The sequence below is a fragment of the Gordonia pseudamarae genome (genome assembly GCF_025273675.1).
Classification (GTDB): Bacteria; Actinomycetota; Actinomycetes; order Mycobacteriales; family Mycobacteriaceae; genus Gordonia; species Gordonia pseudamarae.
Genome location: NZ_CP045809.1, coordinates 545,726 through 572,398 on the forward strand (window position 1 = coordinate 545,726; position 26,673 = coordinate 572,398).

The 26,673-nt window shown below is 67.7% G+C and carries 22 protein-coding genes and 2 pseudogenes; 9 read left to right on the forward strand and 15 right to left on the reverse strand.

The features are described from left to right. Positions 1 to 53 precede the first annotated feature (53 nt). Entirely contained in the window at positions 54 to 1,454 is a 1,401-nt protein-coding gene (locus tag GII31_RS02340) for an amidohydrolase family protein (protein WP_213246442.1), read from the reverse strand. A gap of 366 nt (positions 1,455 to 1,820) precedes the next feature. On the opposite strand from GII31_RS02340, the gene GII31_RS02345 reads away from it, so the two are divergent. Then, on the forward strand, positions 1,821 to 3,131 hold the full coding sequence (locus GII31_RS02345) for an alpha/beta hydrolase family protein (RefSeq protein ID WP_213246444.1): 1,311 nt from the start codon (positions 1,821 to 1,823) through the stop codon (positions 3,129 to 3,131). Here GII31_RS02345 and GII31_RS02350 read toward each other — a convergent pair. Continuing rightward, a complete protein-coding gene (locus GII31_RS02350) occupies positions 3,079 to 3,750 on the reverse strand; it encodes a TetR family transcriptional regulator (protein WP_260840256.1) in 672 nt (223 codons plus the stop codon). The two genes, GII31_RS02345 and GII31_RS02350, sit on opposite strands and share 53 nt — an antisense overlap. A gap of 4 nt (positions 3,751 to 3,754) precedes the next feature. Continuing rightward, the gene (locus GII31_RS02355; protein ID WP_260840257.1) at positions 3,755 to 5,989 is read right to left on the reverse strand and encodes an MMPL family transporter; all 2,235 of its coding nucleotides are present in this window, start codon (positions 5,987 to 5,989) and stop codon (positions 3,755 to 3,757) included. A 388-nt stretch (positions 5,990 to 6,377) separates the two neighbouring features. On the opposite strand from GII31_RS02355, the gene GII31_RS02360 reads away from it, so the two are divergent. Next, on the forward strand, positions 6,378 to 7,268 hold the full coding sequence (locus GII31_RS02360; protein WP_213244400.1) for an IS982 family transposase: 891 nt from the start codon (positions 6,378 to 6,380) through the stop codon (positions 7,266 to 7,268). A gap of 85 nt (positions 7,269 to 7,353) precedes the next feature. Continuing rightward, positions 7,354 to 8,394 carry a Gfo/Idh/MocA family protein gene (locus GII31_RS02365; RefSeq protein ID WP_213246448.1) on the forward strand — a complete coding sequence of 347 codons (1,041 nt, stop codon included), beginning with the start codon at positions 7,354 to 7,356 and terminating at the stop codon, positions 8,392 to 8,394. Between the two features lie 102 nt (positions 8,395 to 8,496). Here GII31_RS02365 and GII31_RS02370 read toward each other — a convergent pair whose 3' ends face one another. Continuing rightward, positions 8,497 to 10,503, reverse strand: a complete 2,007-nt coding sequence (locus GII31_RS02370) for a glycosyltransferase family 39 protein (protein ID WP_213246450.1) — start codon at positions 10,501 to 10,503, stop codon at positions 8,497 to 8,499. 150 nt (positions 10,504 to 10,653) lie between these two features. Here GII31_RS02370 and GII31_RS02375 point away from each other — a divergent pair, with 150 nt between their 5' ends. Then, the gene (locus GII31_RS02375) at positions 10,654 to 10,812 is read left to right on the forward strand and encodes a hypothetical protein (RefSeq protein WP_213246452.1); all 159 of its coding nucleotides are present in this window, start codon (positions 10,654 to 10,656) and stop codon (positions 10,810 to 10,812) included. Between the two features lie 45 nt (positions 10,813 to 10,857). Here GII31_RS02375 and GII31_RS02380 read toward each other — a convergent pair whose 3' ends face one another. Next, on the reverse strand, positions 10,858 to 11,499 hold the full coding sequence (locus GII31_RS02380) for a zinc ribbon domain-containing protein (protein WP_213246454.1): 642 nt from the start codon (positions 11,497 to 11,499) through the stop codon (positions 10,858 to 10,860). Between the two features lie 216 nt (positions 11,500 to 11,715). Then, positions 11,716 to 12,624 (reverse strand): LysR substrate-binding domain-containing protein, encoded by a 909-nt coding sequence (locus GII31_RS02385; RefSeq protein ID WP_213246456.1) that lies wholly within the window; start codon positions 12,622 to 12,624, stop codon positions 11,716 to 11,718. Between the two features lie 93 nt (positions 12,625 to 12,717). On the opposite strand from GII31_RS02385, the gene GII31_RS02390 reads away from it, so the two are divergent. Genes GII31_RS02390 through GII31_RS02405 form a run of 4 tightly spaced genes read left to right on the forward strand, consistent with a single transcriptional unit; the run spans position 12,718 to position 16,061 of the window. Continuing rightward, positions 12,718 to 13,941: an acetyl-CoA C-acetyltransferase gene (locus GII31_RS02390; protein WP_213246458.1), complete on the forward strand. Its 1,224-nt coding sequence runs from the start codon at positions 12,718 to 12,720 to the stop codon at positions 13,939 to 13,941. Continuing rightward, a complete protein-coding gene (gene pcaD / locus GII31_RS02395) occupies positions 13,938 to 14,714 on the forward strand; it encodes a 3-oxoadipate enol-lactonase (protein ID WP_213246460.1) in 777 nt (258 codons plus the stop codon). Before GII31_RS02390 ends, pcaD begins: the two co-directional genes overlap by 4 nt. Further along, entirely contained in the window at positions 14,707 to 15,402 is a 696-nt protein-coding gene (locus tag GII31_RS02400) for a 3-oxoacid CoA-transferase subunit A (RefSeq protein WP_213246462.1), read from the forward strand. The genes pcaD and GII31_RS02400 overlap by 8 nt, the downstream gene beginning before the upstream one ends. Further along, positions 15,399 to 16,061, forward strand: coding sequence for a 3-oxoacid CoA-transferase subunit B (locus tag GII31_RS02405; protein ID WP_246222070.1), 663 nt, complete (start codon positions 15,399 to 15,401; stop codon positions 16,059 to 16,061). Before GII31_RS02400 ends, GII31_RS02405 begins: the two co-directional genes overlap by 4 nt. A gap of 179 nt (positions 16,062 to 16,240) precedes the next feature. Here GII31_RS02405 and GII31_RS02410 read toward each other — a convergent pair whose 3' ends face one another. The 6 genes and pseudogenes from GII31_RS02410 to GII31_RS02435 all read right to left on the reverse strand — a co-directional run. Then, positions 16,241 to 17,851 (reverse strand): AAA family ATPase, encoded by a 1,611-nt coding sequence (locus tag GII31_RS02410; RefSeq protein ID WP_213246464.1) that lies wholly within the window; start codon positions 17,849 to 17,851, stop codon positions 16,241 to 16,243. Between the two features lie 155 nt (positions 17,852 to 18,006). Further along, positions 18,007 to 18,894, reverse strand: coding sequence for a catechol 1,2-dioxygenase (catA, locus tag GII31_RS02415; RefSeq protein ID WP_213246466.1), 888 nt, complete (start codon positions 18,892 to 18,894; stop codon positions 18,007 to 18,009). Positions 18,895 to 18,948: 54 nt separating this feature from the next. Further along, positions 18,949 to 19,233 carry a muconolactone Delta-isomerase gene (gene catC / locus GII31_RS02420; protein WP_213246468.1) on the reverse strand — a complete coding sequence of 95 codons (285 nt, stop codon included), beginning with the start codon at positions 19,231 to 19,233 and terminating at the stop codon, positions 18,949 to 18,951. Between the two features lies 1 nt (position 19,234). Then, positions 19,235 to 20,341, reverse strand: coding sequence for a mandelate racemase/muconate lactonizing enzyme family protein (locus GII31_RS02425; protein ID WP_213246470.1), 1,107 nt, complete (start codon positions 20,339 to 20,341; stop codon positions 19,235 to 19,237). A gap of 237 nt (positions 20,342 to 20,578) precedes the next feature. After that, positions 20,579 to 20,926, reverse strand: a pseudogene (locus GII31_RS02430) (aromatic-ring-hydroxylating dioxygenase subunit beta); the annotation flags it as partial. A 4-nt stretch (positions 20,927 to 20,930) separates the two neighbouring features. Next, positions 20,931 to 21,923, reverse strand: a pseudogene (locus tag GII31_RS02435) (Rieske 2Fe-2S domain-containing protein); the annotation flags it as partial. Positions 21,924 to 21,978: 55 nt separating this feature from the next. Between GII31_RS02435 and GII31_RS02440 the strand changes: the two are divergent. Beyond that, positions 21,979 to 22,932, forward strand: a complete 954-nt coding sequence (locus GII31_RS02440) for a LysR substrate-binding domain-containing protein (protein WP_260840258.1) — start codon at positions 21,979 to 21,981, stop codon at positions 22,930 to 22,932. Positions 22,933 to 22,969: 37 nt separating this feature from the next. Here the strand turns inward: GII31_RS02440 and GII31_RS02445 are convergent, their stop codons facing one another. From GII31_RS02445 to GII31_RS02455, 3 genes are all read right to left on the reverse strand, one after another. After that, positions 22,970 to 23,524 (reverse strand): M15 family metallopeptidase, encoded by a 555-nt coding sequence (locus GII31_RS02445; protein ID WP_213246473.1) that lies wholly within the window; start codon positions 23,522 to 23,524, stop codon positions 22,970 to 22,972. 140 nt (positions 23,525 to 23,664) lie between these two features. Next, entirely contained in the window at positions 23,665 to 25,179 is a 1,515-nt protein-coding gene (locus tag GII31_RS02450) for a gluconokinase (protein WP_213246475.1), read from the reverse strand. A 48-nt stretch (positions 25,180 to 25,227) separates the two neighbouring features. Continuing rightward, positions 25,228 to 26,670 carry a GntT/GntP/DsdX family permease gene (locus GII31_RS02455; protein WP_213246477.1) on the reverse strand — a complete coding sequence of 481 codons (1,443 nt, stop codon included), beginning with the start codon at positions 26,668 to 26,670 and terminating at the stop codon, positions 25,228 to 25,230. Positions 26,671 to 26,673: the final 3 nt, after the last annotated feature.

Sequence of the window (26,673 nt, forward strand, 5' to 3'; positions counted from 1 at the left end):
GGCGAGCGGTGGGGGCCAGAGACCAGAGGTCAGAGGCGAGAGGACATGGCGCGTTATGCGCGAAGGGGATCCGGTTCGACGACGCGGGAGCCGCGGACGTAGACCTCGGTGATCGCGGGTTCACGCATGCCCAGCAGGAGGGCGAACAGCAACCGGTCGCGGGCTGATTCATCATCGTCTGCGTGAACAGCGTTGGACAGCAATCGTTCCAGGGGTTCCCACCGGGTGGGATCGACCACCAGGAAGTCGGCCTCCTTGCCGGTGTCGAAGTTGCCGAAACGTGCTTCGGCATCGAGAGCCCTTGCCCCGGATAGGGTTCCGGTGAACAGGAGTTCGGCCGGGTGTAGCGCGACGGCGTCGTCACCGGGTTCGGACAGGTGTACCTTGAACGCGCAGCCGAGCACCTGCGGGATCAGCCATTCATCGCCGGCACCCACGTCGGTGCCCGCCGCGACAGTCACGCCGGCTGCGACGGTACGCCGCCACGGCATCGTTCCCGAACCCAGGAACTGCTGTGACACAGGGCAATGCGCGATCGACGTGCCGGTCTCGGCCATGCGGGTCAGTTCGTCGTCGGTGCAGTGCACCGCATGCGCCATGATGGTGCGCCGCCCCAGCAGACTCGATCCGCCGACCCGCGATCCGGGCAGGAACCTGCCGTCGTAGGTGTCCAGGTAGGTCTCGACGGAGAACAGGCGCTTGACCACGTCGATCTCGCCGGTACCGGGCCGGTTGTTCTCATTGAGATGCGAGTGCACGAACACCCCACGTGCGCGCACATCGTCGTACAGCTCTCCGAGGCCGGCAAGTGTCTCGGTGGACACCGACAGGGTGAACCGGGGCACGATCGCCACCTGCAGCAACGACGAGTCGTCGCCGTGCCATCGGTCGATCTCGTCGGCGCACAACTCGATCGCCTTGTGCTCCGAGGTCAGCAGCGGCGTGGCCGAGGGCGGTCCCACGGTCTGAATGCCGCGCCCGCTCACCAGTCGCAGCCCGGCGCGCCGGGTCTGGGTGAACAGGGCGTCCTGGGCGTCGGGAAAGGCCGATCCGAACACCATCGCGGCGGTGGTGCCCGAGCGGATGCGGGCGGTCACGAAGTCGCGGGCGATGCGGGCGGCGAACTCGGGGTCGGCGAGCCGGGCCTCGGCGGGAAAGATGCACGAGTCGAGCCACTCCAACAGCTGTCCACCGCCGTAGGCGTCGAGCGAATAGGTCTGCGGGAAGTGGATGTGGGTGTCGACGAAGCCGGGCAGCAGGAACGATCCGCGGTGGTCGACCACGGTTCCGGTGTCATCGGTGGGGGCATCCCGGCGCGACCCGCAATAGGTGATCAGACCGGTGTCGTCGACGACCAGCGCGCCGTCGGGGAACGTTGTCAGTGCCTCACGCGCGCCGGTGACATCGGGGGAACCGGCGATATGGACGATGTGGCCGAGATAGGTGACGCTCATCGAACAACGAAAACACACCTCGTTCCCGCCTGCTCGCCGGGAGCCGGGCGACTGCCGGAATCGGTGCCGGATCACAGTTGCGAGGTCGCCCGGGCCGAGTCCGGTCAGCTGCCGGCAGACGTGTCCGGCGTGTGCGCTGTCGGTGAACCCGGCGGTGTGCGGGACCGGCGCCGCCGGTCGCGGGTATATCGAGATGTGCTCGGCGCGACCTCGACGAGCCCGGCGCATCGTACCTTTCCGCCGGGTAATCAGCCGATTGGATGACCGCATGTACCCGCGGGTCGGGATTCGGCTGACTACAGTTGGTGTGCGGTCCGCTGAAAGGTTGGCCGGAGTATCTCGACCGACCTGTGGACGAGGAGAACCGTGCCGACCCATGATTGCCCGCCCGTGCCGGTCCCCCCGTCCGGCGGGGCCTGCCGTCGGCGCGCCCTTCGCCGGGCGGCGGCCTGCGCCCTGACGACGACTGTCATTGCGGCACTGTCCTATGCGCCGGCCATCGCGGTGGGTGGTGGCCCGCGGGCGGTCGCGGATCTGCTGGCGTCGGGTATCGTCACCGACGGCACGAACCGGGCCAATCAGGTGGGCCCGAGAGCCGACGGGACGGTGATGGTGGTGACGCCCGGAACCGACGACGGAACCCTCGACGAACGCATCAGGCGAACCGTGGGACAGCGCAAGACGCTGATCGTGGCCTACCCGGAGTCGTTGTGGCCGTTCGTGGGTGGCAAATCCTCACCCGTGCCGCCGTTGGCCGCCACCTACGACGTGTCCAGATCGGTGGCCGTTCACCGTAATCTCGCGGTGATGCGACGACTTGCCGGTACGGACACCACGGTGATCTATACCGGCTACTCGCAGGGTGCCGATGCCCTCGGCAACGCCACCGAGAAGGCGATTGCCCAAGGCGTCGATCTGAGCGACGCGCGGATCGTCCTGGTCGCCGACACCCGCAGCCCGTGGGGGATCAAGGCCGCGGCGGACGGGATTCCCGGCGTTCCGGCCGTACTCAGGCCGTTCGGCATCACCCCGGACGGGGCCCGTGATCCTGGGCGAAGTGCGGGCGCAGACGTCACCTCGACGATCATCGTCGGCGATCCGGCATCGAACTTCCAGTGGCGGCCGGATCGTCCGGTGGAGTCGATCCTGGTCAATGGCGCCGGCTTTCTGACCATTCACACCGGTTGGGGTGCACAGACATACGGGGATCTCGACGCGCTGGGCACTCCCTCCGAGCTGCGCAGCGTCGCCGGCAGTACCCGCTACCGGGTGTACGATGCCCGGCATCCGCTGGCGCTGCTCCGGCAGATGGTGTACAGCCGGACCGGAATGCGGTACACGACAGACGATCTCACGCGATGGGATGCGGAGGGGGAACGCTTCTTCGCCACCGAGGCCCCGTCGGCGGACAACTCGGCGGTGCCGGTGACGCGGGTGAACGCTCCGGTGCGGTCGGGCCCGGACAAGTCTCAGGCGAGCACAACCGGCCCGGGACATACGTCAGGCCCGGGGCATACGTCAGGCCCGGGAGACGGTCCGGCTGCCAAAACGACACCGCGGGCCGCGAAGGTTCGCGGCCCGCGGTCTGTCGATCCGGCGGCTCAGTTCGTGCGGTCGATCACCCTCACAGTGGAAGACCTTGTTCGAGAAGGTCGATCGCGTCGAGCAGGGCGGTGAGTATACTGTCGTCCCAGTGGTCGCCGCGTTCGTTGGCGAGGTGGAACATCACCCCGCCCACCGCCGCGGCGAACACCCGCAGGCGCGGGTTCTCCGGATCGACCCCCAGGTAGTCGGCCATCATGCCGATGGTGTCGTAGATGGCACGATCGGACTCCAGCTGCTGGGATACCCGGAGCGTGGGCTCGGTCTGGATCAGCCGCATGCGCTCCGGATTCGACGTCCACGGATCGTTCTTGGCCAGCAGGTAGATGCTGCGGATGAGTTCCCGGACGAAGTCGAAGTGGCTGAGTCCGGGGGGAATCGCCGCGATGACATCGTTCTTGGCATCGCGCAGGTCGTCGTTGAGGACCACCTGTTCCTTGGAGGCGAAGTAGCGGAAGAACGTGGTGTGTGAGACCTCCGCCTCCCGGGCGATCTGCTCCACCGTGGTGCGGACATAGGCCTGTTCCTGGAACAACCGCATCGCCGCTTCGCGGATCGCGTTGCGGGTGCGGATCTTGTGCTTCTCGCGCAATCCGACGGTCCTCCGGTCCTCGCCGGCGAGGACCGGAGTGGCCGTCGTGTCGTTGTCGGCACGACGGCCACCCTCGGATTCGCGTCGTGGTGACGCTGCCATCGGACTATGCGGGAGCTCCGGCCTTCGCCGGCGACGTCTCGTCACCGGGGAGGTTCTCCAGCCCGTTGTTGCGCACCGCGCCGCCCTCGATGTCGAAGTCGACGACCAGCTTGTCCAGCCACTTGGGCAGGCCCCACGCCCGGTCTCCGAGCAGCGCGATCACCGCGGGCACCACGATCATACGGATGATGATGGCGTCGAAGAAGACCGCGATGGCCATCGCGAAGCCGAGCATCTTGGAGGTGGTGTCGGGGGCCAGCATGAACGCGGCGAACACGCTGATCATGATGAGCGCGGCCGAGGACACCACGCGGGCACCGTGCCGGTAGCCGGCGATGATCGCCTCCTTGGCGGTCATACCGTGGATGTATTCCTCACGGACCCTGGTCAGCATGAACACCTGGTAGTCCATGGCCAGACCGAACACCACACCGATGAGGAAGATCGGCAGGAACGACAACAGCGGCATCGTGTCGTCGATCAGGCCGAACCAGCCCTCCTGGAAGACCGCCACGGTCGCACCGAAGGCGGCGACCACCGAGAAGATGAATCCGATGGTGCCGATCAGCGGAACCCACAGCGAGCGGAACACGCCGACCATGATCAGGAAGGCCAGGCCGACCACGACGATCAGGTACGGGATCAGCGCCTTGTCGAGCTTGTCGGACATGTCCGACAGGATCGCGGTCAGACCGCCGACGTGCATGGTGCCGCCCGCCGCCGAGACCTCGTTCTTGTAGTCGCGGATCTGTTCCATCAGTTCGTGTGTTTCCTGATCGGACGGACCGCTGTTGGGGATGATCGAGATCAGTGCGGTGTCGGCGCCCGCGTTCGGGTTCTTCGGATCGGTGCCGTTGCCCACCCAGCTGAGGGTTCTGGCGTTGGCCACGTCGTCGAGCGTCTTGATGTGTGCGACAGCCTTGTCCGCGGCGGCGGAGACGTCACCGTCGGCGTTGCGGACGGTCACCAGCAGGGGGCCGTTGATGCCCTTGCCGAAGCCTTCGGCGAGCAGGGCCAGCGCCTTGTTCTCGTCCTGAGTGGTCGTCGACATGCCCAGTTCCATCTTGGACATGGGGATGGCGGCGACGATCAGCAAGGCCAGGCCGGCGATGATGAACGGAATCGGCTTGGACACGATGGCCCGGCCGAACCGCACACCGTTGGTGTCGGTGTCCTCGGAATCCTCGGCGTGCTTGATCCACGGGATCTTCGGCGTGAACGCGAAGCGGCCGAACGCGCCGAGCAGTGCCGGGATGAAGGTGATGGCGGCCAGGACGGCGAGGCCGACGGCGATACCGGCACCGGCGCCCATCTGGGTGACGAACGGCAGCCCGATCACCATCAGCGCGACGACGGCGATGATCACGGTGAGTCCGGCGAACACGACCGCGGAGCCGGCGGTCCCCACCGCACGCCCCACGGCATCCTCTCTGGACCCACCGCGCGCGACCTCGCTTCGGTATCGGGACACGATGAAGAGCGCGTAGTCGATGGACACGGCGATACCGAGCATGGTGACGATGCCGGTGGCCGACTCGTTGATATCCAGGAACTCGGTGCCCAGCGTGAGCAACATGATGGTGATCACGACGGCGAAGACGCCGGTGATCAGCGGGATGAGCGCGGCGACGAGGGCGCCGAAGAACACGATCATCACGATGAACGCGACACCGAAGCCGAGCATCTCGGCGGTGCCGCCGTCTTCGGCGACCGACATCAGCGAGCCGGTGGCCTCCACGTTCAGGCCGCCGACACGGTGTTCGGTGATGATGTCGACGAATGCCTCTTTGTCGGTGATCTCCAGGTCCATGACCTCGGTGGTCTGTTTGACCTGGATCAGGCCCACCTTGCCGTCCTCGCTGAGGACCTGGGCGGAGGCTTCGCCCGGCACGGACAAGGGGTTGACGATGCTCGCCGCGTCCCTGAGGTCGGGCAACTGCTTGAGGCTCGTGACGAGTTTGTCGATCTCGGCGGTGTGTTCGGCGAGGCCGTCGGGAGCCTGCACCAGGATGCTGGTGGAGGACTGCTCCTGCTCCTCGTTGGCCGCCGGGAAGTACTGCTGCATGGTGGTCATCGCGTCGCCGGAGTCGGTGCCGGGCAGCTCGAAGTCCTTGGAGAACTTGGGCTGAAGGGCACTGACGAGGCTGACGACGAGGACCATCGCCGCCACCCACGCGGCAATCACCCACCACTTGTGTCGAAATGAGAACCGGCCGAGCCGGAAGAGTAAGGACGCCATGGTCTCCATCCTCGAACTGGATTGGCAATATGTGGCAGTCAATAAAATGTGGAACTGACTACCAGTTTGGTATACGCCCCGAGAAACGGCACCGCAACCATCGGGGACATTTGTGTGACGGACGTCACGCAGTCGTGGTGGTGTGACCACGCCAGGGCACAAAGTCCCCATGGCGGTACCGAGATTGTCGTTCAGCGGTGCGAGCGTGCGTCCAGTGTGCTGGTCGGCGGGCCGCCGACACATCCCCCCGACGTGCTGACCAGAACCCCTGCCTGGGCATGACAACGAACCCGGGGCTTCTCGGGATCCGCGACGGAGCGCACTAGATGGTTGATTCCTTGAAGGTGCCGTCGGCAACGAGGTAGGCGGAGGGCTTCAAGATCAATGTGTGACGAAAGAACTCGAAACCCTCCTGACTGAACTCTATGTCCTCATCGACGACCACGTCGTCGAACCCCGCTCGGGACGCGGCCGGCGCCCGCTGCTCTCCGATGCCGAACTGCTCACGCTCGCGGTAGCGCAGGTGTTGCTCGGGTTCGACAGTGAACGGCGTTGGATCCGGCACGTCCACGGCAACGAGCAACTGCGCGCACTGTTCCCGTATCTGCCGGGCCAGTCCGACTACAACAAGCGTGTCAGGGCAGCACGAGGGTTGCTGTGCAAGACAATTCAGGCGGTGGCGCGGCTCTCACCGTCGTGGTTCGACGACCTGTGGATCACCGACGCCACCCCGGTTCCGTGTGGCATGTCAAGGGAAACGGTCAAGCGGTCCGGCCTGGCCGGGCACGCCGGATACGGCTACTGCGCGTCGCACTCGCGTTTCTACTGGGGCTTGAAGTTGTATCTGGTGTGCGCCGGCGACGGGATGCCGATCATGTGGTGCCTGGCGCATCCGAAGATCGGTGAACGCGAGGTGGTGACCGCGCTGCTCGAACGCGATCACCACCTCATCCGCTCCGGGCAGGTGCTGCTCGCCGACAAGGGCTTCTCCGGAAAGACGTTCGCTGCCACAACCGCCGCGATGGGCCTGCGGTTGCTGCGCCCGGACCGCAAGGACGAGACCTACCGCAACGGCAACCTCGGCGGGGTGCGGCAGTGGATCGAATCGGTCAACCAGACCCTCAAAGGGCAGCTCGGCCTGGAGAAACACGGCGGCCGGACCACCCACGGAGTGTTCGCCCGAGTGAGTCAACGCCTCCTGGCGATGTCCGCCGGCATCTGGCACAACTGGACCACCGGCATCACCACCAAACGATCCCTGATCGCGTACGACCACTGACCGCGTCCAAGGAATCAACCATCTAGTGTCTGGACCAACGGCGCCGACCGTCGGCGCCGGACCGGATCGCCGCGGGAGGCGCCGCATGGGACTGAAGATCGGTGTGGCCGGACTCGGCCGGGTCGGTGCCTTTCACCTCGACACGCTGTTGGCCGCCTCGGCGGTCGGGGAGGTGTTCGTCACCGACGTGGTACCGGAGGCGATCGGATCGGCCACCGGCCGGTATGCCGGGGTGACCGGATGCGCCGACGTGGACGCGGTGCTGGCCGCGGGCGTCGACGGGCTGGTGATCGCCTCGCCCGCCGCGGGCCGCGTCATGCCGATCGAGCGATCGGTGGCGGCGGGTGTACCGGTCTTCTGCGAGCCGCCGATCGCGATGTCGTCGGCGGAGTCGGCCGCCGTGCGGGCCCGGTGTGCCGCGGCGGGGGTACCGGTGGTGGTCGGCCGTCATCGCCGGTTCGATCCGGCGGTCCGCGCCGCACGCGCCGCCGTCTCCGTCGGAGAACTCGGATTCGTCACCGCGGCCCGATCGACGACGCTGGACCCGGCGCCCCCGCCGATGTCGTCCGTCGCCGGCTCGGGCGGCATCTTCCGTGACTTCGCCGTGCACGACTTCGACACCCTGTGCTGGGTGGTCGGTGGGGACGTGGTCGAGGTGTACGCGACCGGTGGCAACCAGGGCGACCCGGGGTTCACCGCCAACGACGACGTCGACTCGGCCACCGCGATACTCACCTTCGCCTCGGGCGCGATGGGGGTCGTGTCGGTGAGCCGGTACAACGGCCGGGGTCACGACTGCCGACTGGAGGTGCACGGCAGTACCGATTCGGTCGTGGCGGGCTGGGATCACCGAACCCCGGTGCGAAACCTCGATCCGCGGTGCGCATTTCCGTCGGGAACACCACACGGCTCGGACCTCGACCGGTTCGCGCGGGCCCGCCGTCGCGAACTGGGCGAGTTCTGTGCCCTGATCGGCGGGGAGCCCCCGTCCTGGCAATCCCCGTTCGCGCACTCGCCGTTGTGCTCGGTCGAGGAGGCGCATGAGGTGGCACTGATCGCGGATGCGGCGACTACCTCGCTGCATGAGAAGCGGCCGGTCCGCATCGACGAGATCGCCGCGATATAGCGATCAGGGCGGGGATCGCATCGCGATCCCCGCCCTGTCCTCATCTTCGGTTGTCCCCGTGATCCTCGGTCGGCTCCGTCATCGTCGGTTGACCAGGGCGTGTCAGGTGAGCTTGTAGATCGTGGTTCCGCCGACGGTGGTCGCGGTGAAGTTCTCCGCGACCCATTCGGAGATCTCCGAGTTGCCGCCGGGGCCACCGCCGGTACCGCCGAGGTAGTAGCCGATCTTGCCCTCGGCCACGTAGGCCTTGAACTCGTCGAGGGTCGGGGCGGGATCACCGCTCCAGCCGCCGATCGCCATGACCGAGGTGCCGGTGGCCAGTTCGATGCCCGACGCCGACTGTGAACCGTTGGTGGCCGCCGACCAGGTGGTGCCCGCCGACTTCAGGAGTGCCACCAGTTCGGCGTTCGACGAGATGTCTTCGCCGGGCCCCCCGCGACCGCCCTGGCCCCGTCCGTCGGTGCCCTGTCCGTTCGTGCCCTGTCCGTTCGTGCCCTGTCCGTTCGTGCCCTGTCCGTTCGTGCCCTGGCCGGGGGCGCCGCCGGGACCACCGGCGCCGGGGCCGCCGAAGCCGCCGCCCATGCCGCCGCCGATCGAGGTGCTGACCGCGTTCGGGTTCGAGCCGCCGTGTGATTCGGCTGCGGTGGCGATCGAGAAGGCCGCGGTTCCGCCGAAGCCCGCGAGCGAGCCTGCGATGAGGGCAGCCGCCACCAGCTTGCGCATACCCAGGGTGCTGCCGATCAGCAGGGCGGCGACCGAGGCCAGTGCCACCACTCCGATTGCCCAGCGGCACCATTCGGGGCCCCAGCTGTTGCGGTTCAGCAGGACGATCGACCACCAGGCGGCCAGTCCGATCATGCCCGCCATCATCAGGCGGCCGTCCCAGTGATCGCGCCGACGCCAGGCCAGCACCGCCCCGATGCCCACGAGAGCGCCGACCGCCGGGGCCAGGGCCACCGTGTAGTAGGGGTGGATTGTGCCGCTCATGAACGAGAACACCAGCGCGGTCACCAGAAGCCAACCGCCCCAGGCGAACACGGCGCCACCCTCGACACGGTTCATGCGTCCGGTGACGTTACCGAGCTGGTTGACGCTGCGCACACCGACATACGCGGCAAAGACCACCACCAGCAGTGCCGCCGGCAGCAACCAGGAGATCTCGTTACCCATCTCGGAGCTGAACAGTCGGTCCAGCCCGGTCGAGCCGCCGAAAGATCCGCCGCCACCGGGGCCGTTGCCCGCGTCGCCACTGATACGGCCGAGACCGTTGTAGCCCAGCACCAGGTCCATGAAGCTGTTGTCACTCGACCCGCCGATGTAGGGGCGAGAGGATTCGGGAACGACGATGGTGACCACCACGAACCAGCCGGCACTCACGATCAGTGCGACGGTCGCGCCCACCAGGTGCAGAATGCGTTTGCCCCAGCCGTTGTCGGCGAACACCAGGTATGCCAGTCCGAAGGCGGGCAGTACCAGCAGGCCCTGCATCATCTTGGTGAGGAAGGCGAAGCCGAGGGCCACGCCCACCAGCGCCAGCCAGCGTCCGGAGTTGGTGGCGATCGCCCGGACCAGGCAGTAGCCCGCCGCGGTCATCAGCAGCACCAGCAGCGCATCCGGGTTGTTGAACCGGAACATCAGCGCGGCGGCCGGGGTGAAGGCGAGCACGGCGCCCGCGATGAGGCCGGCGGCGGTGCCCTGTTTCGGGTCGCTGAAGGTGCGGCGCATCGTCGCGTACAGCAGACCGACGGCGGCCACACCCATCAGCGCCTGCGGCGCCAGTGCGGCCCAGCTGTTCACGCCGAAGATCCGCATCGACAGGCCCGTCACCCACAGCGAGGCGGGCGGTTTGTCGACGGTGATGAAGTTCGCGGCGTCGAGGGAACCGAAGAACCAGGCCCGCCAGCTCTGCGAACCCGCCTGTGCCGCGGCCGCGTAGAAGGTGTTCGCGAAGCCGCTGGCGCTCAGATTCCACAGATAGAGCACGGCGGTGGTCGCCAGCAGCCCGCTCAGCGCCCATTTGCTCCACCACAGCGGCCGCCGACGCCTCGTCGCCTCGGGCGGTGGCGTCGGCGTCACCTCCGGTGCGGACCGGTCGAGTACTGCTGTCATGTCTGCATCTCCTCTGTATCTGGTTGACAGCCAGAATGCGTCCGGTCCCTCCGACGGGACTGGACGGACGCTGGGAGAAACCTGTGAGCGGTGTGCGCTCGCCGCCTGATCCGGGTGCCGGGCGGAGCGTGCCCACTATGCTCGGAGAGCATGAGCTTCCATGCGTTCGAGCAGAGTCAGAGACTACGTTTGCTCACCACCGGCGAGACCGGCCAGTTGCTGGGATACCTGCCGTCCGGTCTGCTGAGCGTCCAGCTCACCTCCGGTGGCATCGTCGTCGTCGACGAGAAGGACGTCGAGAAGGTGTAGCCGGGGCGAGCGGAGTGACGGGGGAATGTGCGTCAGGCGCGGCGCTCAGGTGAGCGAGTGCCCGCACTGCCGGCAGAAGATGGCGCCGATCGGGTTGCCGTGTGAACACCCCCGGCAGGCCACCTCCTGGGCGAGCGACGAACCGCACGCGGTGCAGAATCTGCCGCCGGCCGCGTGGGTGCCGCACGACGGGCAGCGGGTGGACGACTGTTGCCCGAGGTCCACACCGTCGACGAGGTTGACATTGCGCAGGCCCTCACGCATCTGATCGCGCCGGGCCTGCGCCTGCAGTTGTGCCAGTTCGTGCGCCTGGTTGGGGGAGCAGCGCACGCACTGGCCGATGGGATCGTTCCAGCATCCGTCGTCGCACACCCAGTCGCCGCAGCCCCGGCACTGGTGGAAGTGCGGCGACACCTCCTCGACGGCCTTCGTCAGGGCTTTGTCCTTGGCCTCGGAATTGGTGCTGCGGTCGAGGAGCCGGTCGGCGGCGGAGGTGACCCGGTACATCTTGCCGTAGCCGACGAGGTGGCTGAGGCTGCGGACGAACTTCTGTCCGGTGGCGGCGATGTCGCGCTGGAAGCCGGACCGGAAGCCGTTGCCGCAGCGTTCGCAGCGGAACTCGAACTGGTAGCCCTCGTTGTTGGACAGGTCACTGTAGTTGCCGGTGAACGGGATTCTGATCGACATGAGACCTCACGACTGGCTGGAACAGGCTGCAACGGTGTGTGTGTTGACTGAGGATAGCGTCCCCATGGGTGGCTGACCACGGGGAACCGGCGCGCTGTCGATCGAACGAAAGACACCGGCGCGGCCGGTGGTCAGAGTGCGGCGTCGTGGCGGTCGGTCGCATCCAGTTGCCGGAGCTGATTGCCTCGGCGGCCGGTTCCGGGTCCACGTCGGTGACTACCGGCCGGGCGTTCGCTGCGGGCTCGTCACCTCGCGGAGTACCTCGTGGGCTCGGTCGATGACCGCGTCGGCGGGGTCGTCGAGACGGCGGGCAGCGACGAGGTCGACGCCGGCGGTCGCGGATGTCAGGGGGCGGTAGGTGATGCCGGAGATGCCGATCGCCGAGGTGGGTTCGGGCACGAGCGCGACGCCGAGGCCGGCGGCGACGAGGGTGGCCAGTGTCGAGGTCTCGGCGACCTCGTGGCGGATGTGCGGTGTGAATCCCGCCGCGGCGCAGACCGTGGTGAGGATCGTGTTCATCACCGACCGGCCGCCGCCGGCGTGGGCGACGAAGTACTCGCCACGGAGCCCGGCCACGTCGACGGCGTCGAACCGGGTCGCCCGGTGGCCGTCGGGGAGCGCGATCATCAGCCGGTCCGTGCGCAGTTTCTCCACCCGCAGGCCGGGTTGATCGTCGGTGAGCCGGAGCAGGGCGAGGTCGATGTCGCCGCTGTGGAGCGCGGTGAGCTGGTCGGGTGCGAGCATCTCTCCCCGGATGCTGACCTCCACGTCGGGGAGCCGGTCGCGGAGCGCGCGCACGAACGTGGGCAGGACGGAGTAGGTGGCCGAGCCGACGCAGCCGATCGATAGTCTGCCGACGCTGCCGTCGGCCACCCGTTGCGCGTGGAGTCCGGCGGCGTCGACGGCGTCGAGGATGGCGATGGTGTGCGCGAGGTAGTCCACGCCGGCGGGTGTCAGTTCGACCCGGCGTGTGGATCGGGTGAGGAGGGTGACGCCCAGTTCCTCCTCGAGGTGCCGGATCTGAGTGGACAGCGGTGGTTGCGCGATGTGCAGACGCGCGGCGGCGCGGCCGAAATGCAGTTCCTCGGCAACGGCCCGGAAGTACCGGAGGTGACGCAACTCCATACGGGCGACGATAGCCTCAGTGATATTCTATAGGTATCAATAATCCCGATATAGGTACTTCACTATGAAGAATATACTGCCTACGCTGGGTTTATGTCCTCACCTACCGACATCGTCATCTGCTCGCCACTTCGTACGCCCGTGGGGCGCATGGGTGGCGCGCTGGCCGCGGTGCCCACCGCCGACCTGGCAACGGGTCTGCTCCGCGAACTGGTCGCACGCACCGGGCTGACCGGCGACGACGTCGATGACGTGGTGCTCGGCCAGGGCTACCCGAGCGGTGAATCGCCGGCCATCGGGCGGATCGCGGCACTCGACGCCGGTCTGGGCGAGTCCGTTCCCGGCATGCAGCTCGATCGTCGCTGCGGGTCGGGCCTGCAGGCGGTCCTGTCCGCGGCCTCGGCCATCGCCTCGGGCGGTGGTGACCTCATCATCGCCGGCGGCGCCGATTCGATGTCGAACGTCGAGCACTACGCGCTCGGTCTGCGGACCGGTGTGCGGCAGGGCGGGATCGACCTGATGGACCGCCTCGACCGGTCGCGTGCCACCGCCGGCGGCCGATCGCACCCGATCGGCGGCGGCATGATCGAGACCGCCGAGAATCTCCGGGCCCGGTACGGGATCAGCCGGGAGGCGCAGGACGCGCTCGCGGTCCGCTCGCACGCACGCGCCGTCGACGCCCAGAAGAACGGACGTTTCGACGACGAGCTCGTCGCGGTGACCATCCCCGGCACGCGCGGGCATCCCGACGTCGTCGTCGACACCGACGAACATCCCCGCGCCGATATCGATCTCGCCTCGCTGGCCGCGCTGCGGGCGGTCCGTGGCCGAACGGACCCCGAAGCGACTGTGACAGCCGGCAACTCATCGGGTCAGAACGACGGTGCGGCGCTGTGCGTGGTGACCACCGCCGACGTCGCCGAACGCCGGGGACTGACTCCGCTACTCGCGCTGCGCGCGTGGGCCGTGACCGGTTGCGCCCCCGAGACGATGGGCATCGGCCCGGTCGGCGCGACGGCGAAAGCCCTTGCGCGGGCGCGGCTGACACTCGACGACATGGATGTGATCGAACTGAACGAGGCATTCGCCGTGCAGGTGCTCGCCGTGCTCGCCGAATGGGGTGTCGACGCCGAGGACGAACGACTCAACCCGAACGGGTCCGGGATATCGCTCGGGCATCCGATCGGGGCCACCGGTGCCCGTATCCTGGCCACCGCGGCCCACGAGGCGAGGCGCCGCGACGCGCGCTACGTCCTGGAGACGATGTGCATCGGCGGCGGACAAGGGCTCGCGGCGGTCTTCGAGGCGATCCGATGAGCGCCGTGACGGTCGATGCCGTCGTCACCGGACATCCCGACGGGCCCACCGTGGTGCTGTCGAACTCGCTCGGCTCGGACCGGCGGATGTGGGACGCCCAGCTCCCCGAACTGGAGAAACACTTCCGCGTCGTCCGGTACGACACCAGAGGCCACGGACGCTCGCCCGTACCCGACGGGGCCGCCACGATCGACGACCTGGCCGACGACCTGATCGCACTGCTGGACAGGCTCGATATCGCCTCGTGCCACCTCGTCGGGCTCTCACTCGGCGGCATGACCGCGATGCGGGTGGCGATGCGCGTCCCCGCGCGGGTCGACCGGATGGTCCTGTTGTGCACGGGGGCTCAGCTGCCGCCGCGATCGGGCTGGATCGAGCGCGCCGCGCTCGTGCGCGAGCACGGCACATCGGCGGTGGCCGAGAGCGTCGTGGGACGGTGGTTCACACCGTCCTACCTCGAATCCGAACCCGATCGCCGCCGATTCTACGAGGCGATGGTGGCCGCCACGCCCAGCGCGGGATACGCCGCGTGTTGCGAGGCCATCGCCGATCTCGACCTGCGCGAGGGGCTGTCGTCGATCACCGCGCCCACGCTGTCGATCGCCGGAGCCGACGATGTGGCCACTCCGCCCGCCAAACTCGAGGAGATCGTGTCCGCGATCCCCGATGCGCGGCTGCTGGTGGTGCCCGAGTCGGCCCACCTCGCCAATGCGCAACAGCCGCAGATCATCACACCCGCGATCATCGACCACCTGGAGGGTTCGGATGGCTAGGACAGCGATAATGCCCACACCCGATGAGGCGGTGGCGGGCATCGAGGATGGATCGACCGTTCTGGTCGGCGGATTCGGTCTGGCAGGAATGCCGTTCGACCTGATCGACGCCCTGATCCGGCAGGGGGCGGCCGATCTCACGATCGTCGCCAACAACGCGGGCAACGGCGACGTCGGCCTGGCCGCGCTGCTCGCGGCGGGCCGCGTGCGAAAGGTCATCTGTTCCTTTCCGCGACAGGTGGATTCCTACGTCTTCGACGAGCTCTTCCTGGCCGGGAAGATCGAACTGGAAGTGGTGCCGCAGGGCAATCTCGCCGAACGGATGCGGGCCGCCGGTGCCGGGATCGGGGCGTTCTACTGTCCCACCGGGGTGGGCACCTCGCTCACCGAGGGCAAGGAGATCCGCTCGATCGACGGCCGCGACTACGCGCTCGAATATCCCATCCGCGGCGACTACGCGCTGATCAGCGCCCACATCGGCGACCGGATGGGAAACCTCGTGTACCGCAAGACCGCCCGCAATTTCGGCCCGGTGATGGCCACCGCGGCCACGACCACCATCGCGCAGGTCTCCTCGATCGTGCCCACCGGTGACCTCGACCCCGAGGCGGTGGTCACCCCGTCGATCTACGTTGACAGGGTCGTCGCCGTGCAGGCCCGCCACTACACCGTACAAGGAGCCCGATGATGATCCAGACAGCAACGGCGTTGGCCCCGGAACAGCTCGCCGCCCGTATCGCGCAGGACATTCCGGCCGGCGCCTTCGTCAATCTCGGTATCGGCCAGCCCACGAGGATCGCCGACCATCTGGCCCCCGAACTCGGTGTCGTGTTGCACACCGAGAACGGCATGCTCGGCATGGGCCGCGAGGCCAAGGGCGAGGAGATCGATCCCGACCTCACCAACGCGGGCAAGGTGCCGGTGACCGAGACGCCGGGTGCCTCCTACTTCCATCACGCGGACTCGTTCGCGATGATGCGCGGCGGACATCTCGATGTGTGTGTGCTGGGTGCCTTCCAGGTGTCGGAGTCGGGCGATCTGGCCAACTGGCACACCGGGAAACCCGGTGCCATCCCGGCCGTCGGCGGGGCGATGGATCTGGCGATCGGCGCCAAGGACGTATACGTGATGATGACCCTGTTCGCCAAGGACGGCAGCCCGAAACTGGTGCCGGCGTGTACCTATCCGCTGACCGGTGTCGGTTGCGTGAGCCGCATCTACACCGACCGGGCGATCTTCGAGATCACCGGTGACGGGGTACGGGTGACCGAGACCTTCGGGATCGGTGTGGACGAACTGCGGGACAGGCTCGACGTACCGCTGGAGACCGCCCATCCCGCCGGTTGAGGCGTCAGCGTTTCCCGCCGCCCAACTGAGCCGGTTGAGGCGTCAGCGTTTCCCGCCGCCCAGCTGAGCCGGTTGAGGCGTGAGGAGCGCGAGCGACGAGCCTCGAAACCCCGTGAGAGAACATTGTCGTCTCACCGGGTTTCGAGGCTCGCGGGCTCGCACCTCAACCGGCCGGGTGGCTAATGCGTTCGGGAGCCACGGTCGGCCGGTGGCACATAGTGCAGTCCACGGAACACGGCGCTGTGCGCGAACACCTCGGCGTCGGCGTCGGTACCGCGGTGGCGGGCCATCCGAAGTGCCATCCGCAGCAGCATTTTGATGTCGCGGGCGGTGATGTCCGGGAAGCCGCCCACCAGGTCGTCGAGCAGATCATCACCGAGGGTGACGCCGTTGCCCTCGGCGAGAATCCGCCAGATCCGGCGGGCATCGTCCGGCCCGGGCGGCTGGTACTCGATCACAGCCGCGCAGCGCGCGAGGATCGCCGCGTCGACGCCGTCGAGGCGGTTGGTGGTCAGGAACAGCAGGCCGTCGAAATACTCCAGGGTGCGCAGGAATTCGGCGACGATCGCGTTCTGCGACAGATCCAGTCCGCGTTCCATCACAAAAACGTCGGCCTCGTCGAGCAGCAGCACCGCATCCCAGCGTTTGGCGCGGTCGAAGATGACCTCGAGGTTCTTGCGGACCAGTTCGGCGGTAATGCCGAGCGATCCGGAATGAATCGAGTAGAGCGGTCTGTGGGTGGTTTCGGCGTACACCTCGGCGGTCAGTGTCTTGCCCACTCCGGGGCGGCCTTTGGCCAGGATGACGTTGCCCGCCGACTTGCCGTCGATGATGTCCCCGGTGAATACGGAGATGTCGGTGGTGAGGATGTCGAGGAGTTCTCGTTGTTCGTCGGGCAGGACCAGCTTGTCGCGGAGGTGGGCGTCGTACCGGTAGTCGGTGAGGTCGCCGGTGTTCACGTCGAGGAAGTCCTGCGTGCCCAGATCAAACACCCGCACGGCGGTGATCACCGGCACGGGACCGTAGTCGTCGTCGCCGAAGTTCTTGCCGCGGTGCAGGATCGATGGTGCCACCTGTCGCAGTGAGGCGATCTCCGCCGGTGCGACGTCGTGCACGACCTTGCGGTACTGCCGCTTGTTGGGAGACCGGTGGTCGTCGGCGCGGATCACCCGGCCGGAGAAGAGGAACTGTTTGCCGAATCCGTGGTCGATGAGCCGCTGGTACCGTTCGCGCCGCCGCAGGTAGTCGGCCTTGAGCGCGGGGGTTTCCTTGTAGGCGCCGCCGGCGACCAGCACGTCGGCCGGTGTCTTGCCGACGATCTCCGTCTCGTCGAGGGTGAGGATGCGAGGTTTGCGCGAGGGGCGTTTCACGGTGGCGTTGTCGGCCTCCATCGTGAACTTCACCCGCGGCCCGTGCGTCCGGTCGGCGTGTTCCATCGTGATGTCCATGACCAGATACGGGTGCAGGTATCCGTCGGTCTCGCGTACGTACAGCCAGCCATCGATCATGTTCTCCCGCAAGAAGGTCCGCATTATCTCCACTGCCGCGTCGATGTGCGGGATGCGGGCGAACCGTCCCGACCGGGCGGCCCGGATGGCGGCGGCGGCCCGGGCGAACGATTCCTCGCCGGCGCCGGCGGCGACGATCTCCAGGTCGGCCAGGGCGGCATCGGTGAGATCCCGGTCCGGGACGGTGATCTCGGGTGATCGCCAGGATCGTGCCTGATCGCGGGCGGCCGTCAGATCGTCGGCGGTGGTTGCGGCCACCACCTCGGTGGGTGCGATGAGCACGGGGACTCCTTTGTCCTCGGGGCCGGTCGGGGTACGGGGAGGGCGGCCGGAGGCCTTCGGCATCCTGTGGCAGAAGGCGTTACAGGGGTGGTGATCTCGCGATCACCACCCCTGAGTCTCAGCCCCGCATGATGTGTTGCGCCCGGCGATGCCGATTACGACTCGGGGTCGAGCACGAAGTCGTAGTCGACGTGGAAGCCCTCACCGTCCGGGTTGTCGATGGGATTGAGCATCAGCTCCGGCTTCACCGCCGAGGCGATGTCGTCGTCGTTGTGCGGGTCGCCGGGGAAGTAGAGCTGGGTGGTGATGAGCTCGTAGCCGGGGGCGCTGATCTTGAAGTGCAGGTGGGCGGGCCGCCACGCGTGCCAGCCGGCGGCCGCGATCAGCTGGCCGCACGCGCCGTCGGTCGGGATCTGGTACGGGGCCGGGCGCAGGGTGTGGATCTCGAAGCGACCCTCGTCGCCGGCGATCCAGGTGCCGCGCAGGTTCCACTCCGGCAGACCGGGCGCGAACTGCGAGTAGAAGCCGAGATCGTCGGCGTGCCACAGTTCGACCTTCGCGCCCGGCAAAGGAGTTCCGTCGACCGCGCGCACCTGACCGGCGAACACCAGCGGGTTGCCGGGCTCGTCGTCGCGCATCGGGATGGTGCCGTTCCACTCCAGTTGGGGTGAGTCTTCGATGTAGTACGGTCCCTCGATGGTGCCCTTGCTGCCCTCGCGGTGTTCGCTGGCGACCTCCTCGACCGAATGCTCGATCCAGACATCGAGGAACAGCGGCCATTCGCCGTCCTCGCCGACCTTGATCAGCCATGCTTTGAGCGCGTTGTACTCGGCGTAGCTGACCTTGTCCTCCAGGACGATGTCGTTGATGCCCTTGATGACCTTCGAGGCCAGGTAGTTGACGCGTGCGGTGTCGACCATTGCCGAACGGCCACCGGCCCCGGTCATCCGCTCGCGGAATCGGGCCGATGCGTTGGCGCCGGATTCAGCGGCCTTGGCGGTGACTTCCGCATCGAAACTGGTGTCAAAAGCTGTGTCGGTCATGGGAACTCCTTGGTTGTGTGGCCTGTGGGCTGAAGCGCTGGGGATGAGAGCCGGTCAGCCCGCAGCGATATCCGAGGGATGGGTGGCCAGTGGGGTCACCGTGATGGTCATGTAAGGGAAGAGCGGCAGTCCGGACAGGAGCGCGTGCAGTTCGTCGTTGTCGGTGACGTCGAAGATCGAATAGTTGGAGTACTCGCCGACGATGCGCCAAATGTGCGGCCAGGTGCCCGCGCGCTGCAGGTCCTGCGAGTACGCCTTCTCGCGGGCGACGGTGTCGGCGCGCACCTCCGGGTCGAGGTCGCGGGGGATGTCGACGTCCATACGAACGTGGAACAGCATGTCAGCTCCGATCGGTGCGGTAGTGCGCGAGCTTGTCGGGGTCGATCACGACGCCCGTTCCCGGCAGCGGTGAGGTGTGCAGCCGGCCGTCCCGGATTTGCAGTGGCTCGGCGAGCAGGTCGTCGGTCATATCCAGGAAGTTGGACAGCTCACCGGCGTGGTGCGAGGTGGCGGCGAACGCGGCGCCGAAGGCCAGCGAGCAGGCGGTGCCCACCTGGCCGTCGATCTGGTTGCCCATGACGACTTCGAGGCCGAGGCCCTCGGCCAGATGGTGGACTCGGCGAGACGTGGTGAAACCGGTCCGCGCGGTCTTGATGCTGACGGCCGTCAGTGCGCCGGAAAGGCTTTCGCGGGTCACATCGGCCGGGGTGGGCACCGACTCGTCGGCGATGAACGGCACGTCGATCTGCTCGACGAGCCAGCGCCGGCCCAACACGTCGTCGGCGGGGCACAGTTCCTCGGCGAACAGCAGTCCGAGGTCGCTCATGTCCTTCATCGCGCGTGCCGATTCCGATGCGGTCCATCCACGGTTGCCGTCGACATAGAGGTCGATCCGGTCGCCGAACCGGTCGCGCAGGGCGCGTACGACCGCGGTGTCCAGGTGCACCGGCCGCCTCCCGACCTTTACCTTGAAGGTGGTGATCCCGTAGGTGTCGACCATCTTCTCGGCCTCGGTGACCATCGCGGCCGGATCGTCGAATCCGAGCATGTGGCTGACCCGCATGTGATCGGTGTAGCCGCCGAGCATGTCCACGACGCGCAGTTCGAGTGTGCGGCCGAGGGCATCCCAGAGGGCCATGTCGAGTGCGGATTTGGCGGTGGGGTTGCCGATGGTGCGCTGCAGCCGCGCGGCGACGACCTCGCGTTCGAGTAGGGTCAGCCCGACGACGGCCGGTGCGAAGATCGTGTTGATGACGGCGACGATGCCGTCCTGGGTCTCGCCGTAGGTGAAGGGGCGGGGCGGTGCCTCGGCAACACCCACGACGCCGTCGTCGGTGTGTACCCGGACGAGCACGTGCTCGGCGACGTGCACCTCGCCCGACGCGAACCGTAACGGTTTGCGATAGGGAATGGCGAAGGGAATCGCCTCGATCGCGGTGATCTTCATGTGTTACTCCGAATAGGTGGGTGATGTTGTGATCGGCACCACTTCTAGGAACAACAGTATGGCGTAAATACATACGAAACAAGGACTTTATATTTGGCTATTAATCGATCAGATCAATCAATATGGTACTAGGGCAGGCCAGGTATTTGTCCGGGTCGCGGAGGTGGCTCAGGCCCTGCTCGCAACGAGCTCCGAGCGCGAGCGCAGACCGAGCTTCGCGTAGATCCGGGTGAGGTGCCGCTCGATCACCTCCACATTGCCGATGTTGTGGCTGGTACGCGGTTCCGGGATCGAGGTGGCCGACGAACGCTCGGTGCGGATCCGGAAGACGCGATCCTCCAGGCCGCCCTTGTTGGGGTAGTAGATCAACGAGATGTCGCGTTGCGGATCCTCGGTGAGACGGTCGTCATCGCCCTACGACGGCATCCAGTAGACGACGTCGTCGGCATAGCAGTCGAGCCACTTCTCGAACTCGCGATCATCGAGATGGCGTGCCTCCCGGTACAGGAACTGCTCGATCGCGTTCTGGGTGATGAGTGTGCCGCCGGTGGCTGTTCCGGTCGGCGCGGGCTGTGTGGTGGTCATTTCTTCAGACTTCCGGTCGAGGCGATGCGGTTGCCGATTCTTCGGATTCGAGTGCGCGGCGCATCGTCCGGAGCCAGTAGCCGTGCTGCACGGGGTACAGGCCCTCGTCCTCGTTCGTGACGCCGGCCGAGATCACCCCGGGCATGTCGAGGGACCTGGCCACCTCGTCGGGGCCGGTGAGCCAGTGTTCGGCACCCCGGCTCATGTCGTTCCAGGGGGCCGCGGTGGCGCGGTAGGTGAGCTGGCACGACCGGAACTCCTCCAGATCGTCCGGGGTGGCCATGCCGGAGGCGTTGAAGAAGTCCTCGTACTGGCGGATTCGGTGGGCCCGGGCCGCATCGCTCTCGCCCTTGGCCTCGCCGAACTGCTCGGTGAGCCGGTCCAGCTTGTCCCAGAGCGGACGGTCCTGCGGGTTGGCGGCCCAGGTCCACAGGCACAGATGGCCGTTCGGGTACGACCAGTAGCCGCCGCCCGATTTGCCCCAGCCGCCCGCGTCGAGTGCCTTCGTGCCGTTCGTGGACTCGCCGGTGGTGCGGCGGGATGTGGTGGCGGCGTAGTTCCAGTGGGTGGCGGTGACGTGGTAACCGTCGGCGCCGTTCTCCGCCTGCACTTTCCAGTTGCCGTCGTAGGTGTAGGTCGACGAGCCGCGCAGCACTTCGAGCCCGTCGGGGGACTGATCGACCAGCATGTCGATGATCTTGGTGGTGTCACCGAGATGTTCGGTGAGGTCGACGACATCGGGATTGAGGCTGCCGAACAGGAAGCCGCGGTAGTTGCCGAATCGCGCCACCTTGGTCAGGTTGTGCGAACCGGCGACGTCGAAGGTATCGGGGTAGCCGGCGCCGTCGGGGTCCTTCACCTTGAGCAGGGTGCCGTCGTTGCGGAACGTCCAGCCGTGGAACGGGCAGGTGAGCGTGGTCCGATTGTCGGTCTTGCGGCGGCAGATCATGGCGCCGCGGTGTGCGCAGGCGTTGATCAGGCAGTGCAGTGCACAGTCGATATATTTGTGGGGTTGTCGCCGGGCGTGCGACCACACCGGGAGAGGGGTCGACGTGGAGCTTCGCCACCTGCGCTACTTCGCCGCGGTTGCCGAGACCTGCCATTTCGGGCAGGCCGCGGGGCAACTCCACGTGGCCCAGCCGGCGCTGTCGCATGCGATCCGCCAACTCGAGACCGAACTCGACGTGGCACTGTTCGAACGCACAACCCGCCGCGTGTCCCTGACGGCGGCCGGCGAATACCTGCAGGGGGAGACACGCCGGATACTTGACGCGGTCGATCACGCCACCGACGGTGTGCGGCGCATCGCCGCCGGGCGCAGCGGTCTGGTGCGGGTGGGTCTGACCGGAACCGCTTCGTTCTCGCATCTGCCGCTGATGGCCCGGGCCGTGCAGCGGGAACTGCCCGACGTCGCCCTGCAGATCGTCGCCGACATGCTCACCCCCGCGCAGTGCGACGGCCTGCGCGCGGGCACCATCGACCTCGGTCTGCTGCGCCCGCCCGCCGTCGGTGGTGGGATCGACGTCCGCATGATCGACCACGAGCCGCTGGCACTGGTGGTGTCGGCCGATCACCGGCTGGCCGTCGAACCCGTGGTCTCGATGACCGATCTGCGGCCCGAACCCTTCGTCATGTACGGCAGCCGGGATTCGGCGGTCAACGACGCAGTGCTGCGCAGCTGCCGGGCGGCGGGGTTCATGCCGCGCCGCGAACACGAGGCCCCGGGGACGGCGGTGCTGCTCGCCCTGGTCACGGCCGGGCTCGGGGTCGCGGTGGTGCCGTCGTCGGTGCGCGCGCTGCCCTTGCAGGGCATGGTCATCCGGGATCTCGCCGACGGCGGCACCGTCGACCTCGCCCTGGCGCGCCGCCTCGACGACGACAATCCGGTGGTCGAGACGGTGATCGGCGTCGTCGAAGCCGCTATCGCGGCGGCCTCACTCACGGTCGATGGGAGCGGGCGGACCGCCGGGCGCCCGGGGTGGTCCTCGGACCGGCCGACCCCGTGACGGGGCCGGTGTGCCGGTGCCCGCCGAATCGGTGTTCTCAGCGCATCCGGGGGTCGTGGGTCGGGTCCGTGTAGCCGGGCGGGCAGCCCCGGGTGGTGGCTCGGGCGCGGAACTCGAAGTGCCACGGCTCGTTCTGGTAGATACGGCACAGGCCGTAGGTGGCGCCGAATCTGCCGAGCCAGTCGGCGGCGCCGGTGCCGCCGATGTCGACGGCCTTACCGGATACGTGCGGGGAGGTGGCCGGGGTGGCCACCCAGCGGCGGGCCTCCGATAGCGAACCGTAGGTGGTGACGGCCTGGTCGAGCAGGTACTGCTGGTAGGCGCGTGAGCGCCAGCCGCTGTTCACCACGAACGTCACGCCGCCGGTGCGGGCGACACCGGCCGCCGACCGCAACGCCACCAGGAGGGTGCCGTCGAGCCTGCTGACCGCCGGATAGCTGTTGTCGAAGACGCTCACACCGGCCGGGACCACCCCGTCCTCTATACCGATCGCGCCCGTCGGGGCGGCCGAGGCGGTCGAGGCGGCCACGCCGACGGTGGCCGGGATGACGGCGATGGCGAGCGCCGCCACCAGCTGCCGTGCGTGACGCATGATGAGTCCTCCGATGCTGCGTAGCTCGCCGGGACCGATGGTGGCCGTGCGCGGGGTTCCGTGCGATCGTACGTGGACCCGAGACCGCTGGGCCGTCGCCGCGACCGGGGGTGGCGCTGATATCGGGGATGCGTCGCCGGTCAGCCCCGGGAGGTGATGAGCGCCTCATAGACGGCCTCGAACCGCTCGGCCCGGTCCGCGTAGTAGGGCGCCCGGCCGGGATGCGGTTCGCACACCTGGCCGGGCTCCGGCCGCCATCGCTCGATCGATGGTGCCGGCCCAGCCGATGGGGCCACGATGTCCAGTGCGAGGCGGGCGGTGCCCAACAGGGTGGTGCGTTTGGCATCGACGATCTCGATGGGCAGGCCGAGGACGTCGCTCACGGCCTGGAACAGTTCCGGGCGGGCGGTCGCGGCACGCCCGCCCGCGGCGATCTTGACCGCGCCGGGTGCGACGGGACGCAATTGGCGGGCGATGCGCGCGTAGCTCAGGGCGATACCTTCCACGACGCCGCGATAGATGTCGGTGGCGCTGCTCGCGGCACTCACCCCGGTCATGATCGCGCGGGCGTCGGCGGCCCAGCCGGTCGATCGTTCACCGGTGAAGAACGGCAGTACCAGCGGCGTCGTTTCCGAAGGTTCGGCGAGCAGCGCCGTGCGGATCGCATCGTCGGTGAGTTGGTCGGCGGCGAGGTTCCCCGCGAGCCAGTCGGTGGCCCGGCCCACGTCGTTCAGCGCGCCGCCGACGATCCACTTCTGCGCCGACACCGCGTAGCACCACAGCCCGGGCGGCAGCTTCGCGGGCAACGTGTCGACAATCACCCGCAGCGCGCCGCTGGTGGCGCCGGTCGCGCCGATCGTGGTCGAGTCGGCGGCACCGAGTCCGACATTGGCCGAGAGGCCGTCGGAGACCGGAGCGAACCAGCGGGCACCGGCGATCGCCGGCCAGCGCCGGGCCGATTCGTCGGCCGCCCGGCCGATGGGTGTGAACGGGTCGTCGAGATGGTGGATCGGTGGCAGCTGATCTGGTGAAATACCGGCCAGGTCAATGACATCCGCCGACCAGTCGCAGGCTCTGCGGTCCACCAGGCCGGTCCAGGAGGCGCAGGCGGTACCGGTGCCGTGTACCCCGATCAACCGGCGGTAGACGTAGTCGCCCAGCGACAGATAGCGCGCGGGGGTCAGATCGGGCCGGGTCGCGGACAGCCATCGCAGTCGGGCGGGCCAGTAGCTGGAGTGGATGCGGGTGCCGGTGAGCTGCTGCACGGCGTGTTCGTCGGCCTCGGCCCGCAATTGCTCCACCTGGGCGGCGCACCGTCCGTCGGCGTAGGTGAAACACGGGGTCAGCGCGGTGCCGTCACGGTCGACGGCGACCAACGACGAGGCGAAGGAGTCGAAGGCCACCGCTTCGACGAGGCCGGGCCGCACCCGGTCAGCCAGTACGTCGAGGATCTGGGAGAGTTCGTCGACCACCTGGTCGGGGTCGATGGTCGAGGTGCCGTCGGCGACGGCGGTGAAGCTGTGCGGAATCTTGACTCGCTTGCCGATGGGCCGGCCGTGGGCGTCGTACAGCGCGCCGCGACATGCCGTCGACCCCACATCCAGGCCCAGAACGAGTGGCGGCTCGGCTTCGTCGAGCGGGATTCCCTTGCTCACGATTCTCTGTCCTCGAAAGTCTTTGTTGTCAGGCCGGCTACGTCTTTGTCAGGTGATCAGGCTCAGCAGCCAGACGAAGATGAATCCGACCACCGAGATGGCCGTCTCCATCAGCGACCAGGTTTTGATGGTCTGGCCGACCGTCATCCCGAAGTATTCCTTGACCAGCCAGAAGCCCGCGTCGTTCACGTGCGAGAAGAACAGCGACCCGCAGCCTATCGCGAGTACCAGCAGCGCAAGGTGATTGGCCGACAGGTCGGCGGCCAGCCCGGCGACGATACCCGCGGCGGTGACGGTGGCGACGGTCGCCGACCCGGTGGCCAGCCGGATACCGACGGCGACAAGCCAGCCGAGCAGCAACACCGAGATGTTCTTCCCGTCGGCCCAGTCCGCGATGACGTTCCCGACGCCCGCGTCCACCAGGACCTGTTTGAAACCGCCGCCCGCACACACGATCAACATGATCCCGGCGACGCCGGGCAGGCCCCGGCCGAGCGAATCGCTGGCCTGGGAACGGTTCATGCCGCTGCCGAGTCCCAGCACGAAGTAGGCCACCGACACCGTGATCAGCAGCGCCACCGACGGCGTGCCGATGACGTCGAAGATCTTGCGCGCCGTGTTGTCCTCGTCGGTGATGACCAGTTTGATGATCGCGTCGGGCAGCATCAGCGCGACCGGCAGCAGCAGCATCGCCACCGCGCGGGAAAACCTGGGTTGCCTTGTCGCTCCGGTCACCTCCTGCGAGGTGGCCTCCCCGACGGCACCGACCGTCGCGTTCGCGTTGAGCGGCACGAGCCGGTCGAGGTACCGGCCCAGGATCGGCCCGCAGATGATCAGGGTGGGAATCGCCACGATGATGCCGAACAGCAGGGTGCGTCCGTGGTCGGCGCTCAGGCTCGCGATCGCCGTCTCCGGGCCGGGGTGCGGGGGCACCAGACCGTGCAGCACGGACAGGCCGGCGAGGGCGGGGATCCCGACGAGCATCAGCCGGTGCCCGGAGCGGCGGGCCACCATCACCACGATCGGCACCAGGATCACGACGCCGATCTCGAAGAACATCGGCAGACCGATCAGTGCCGCCATCAGCGTCATCCCCCAGGGCAGTGCGGCATCGGACAGTCTGTTGCTGATGGTGTCGACGACCCGTTGGGCGCCGCCGGACTCGATCAGGATCTGCCCCAGCATCGCGCCCAGGGCGACCAGTAACGCCACCGACCCGGCGGTCCCGGAGAATCCGCCGTTGGGGGAGATCGCGCCGGTGGTGAAACTCTTCACGGCGGTGGCACCGGGGATCCAGGCGACCAGCGCGACCGTGCCCGAGGCGATGAGCAGCGACAGGAACGGATGGAGCCTGATGACCGTGATCAACACGACGACGGCCGCGATGCCGGCGAGTGCCGCGAGAATCAGCTGGGTGTTTCCCGCGGAACTGATCTGTGTCGGCGCACTGATCTGTGTCGGCGCGTCCGCGGCGACGGCGAGCATGCTCATCAG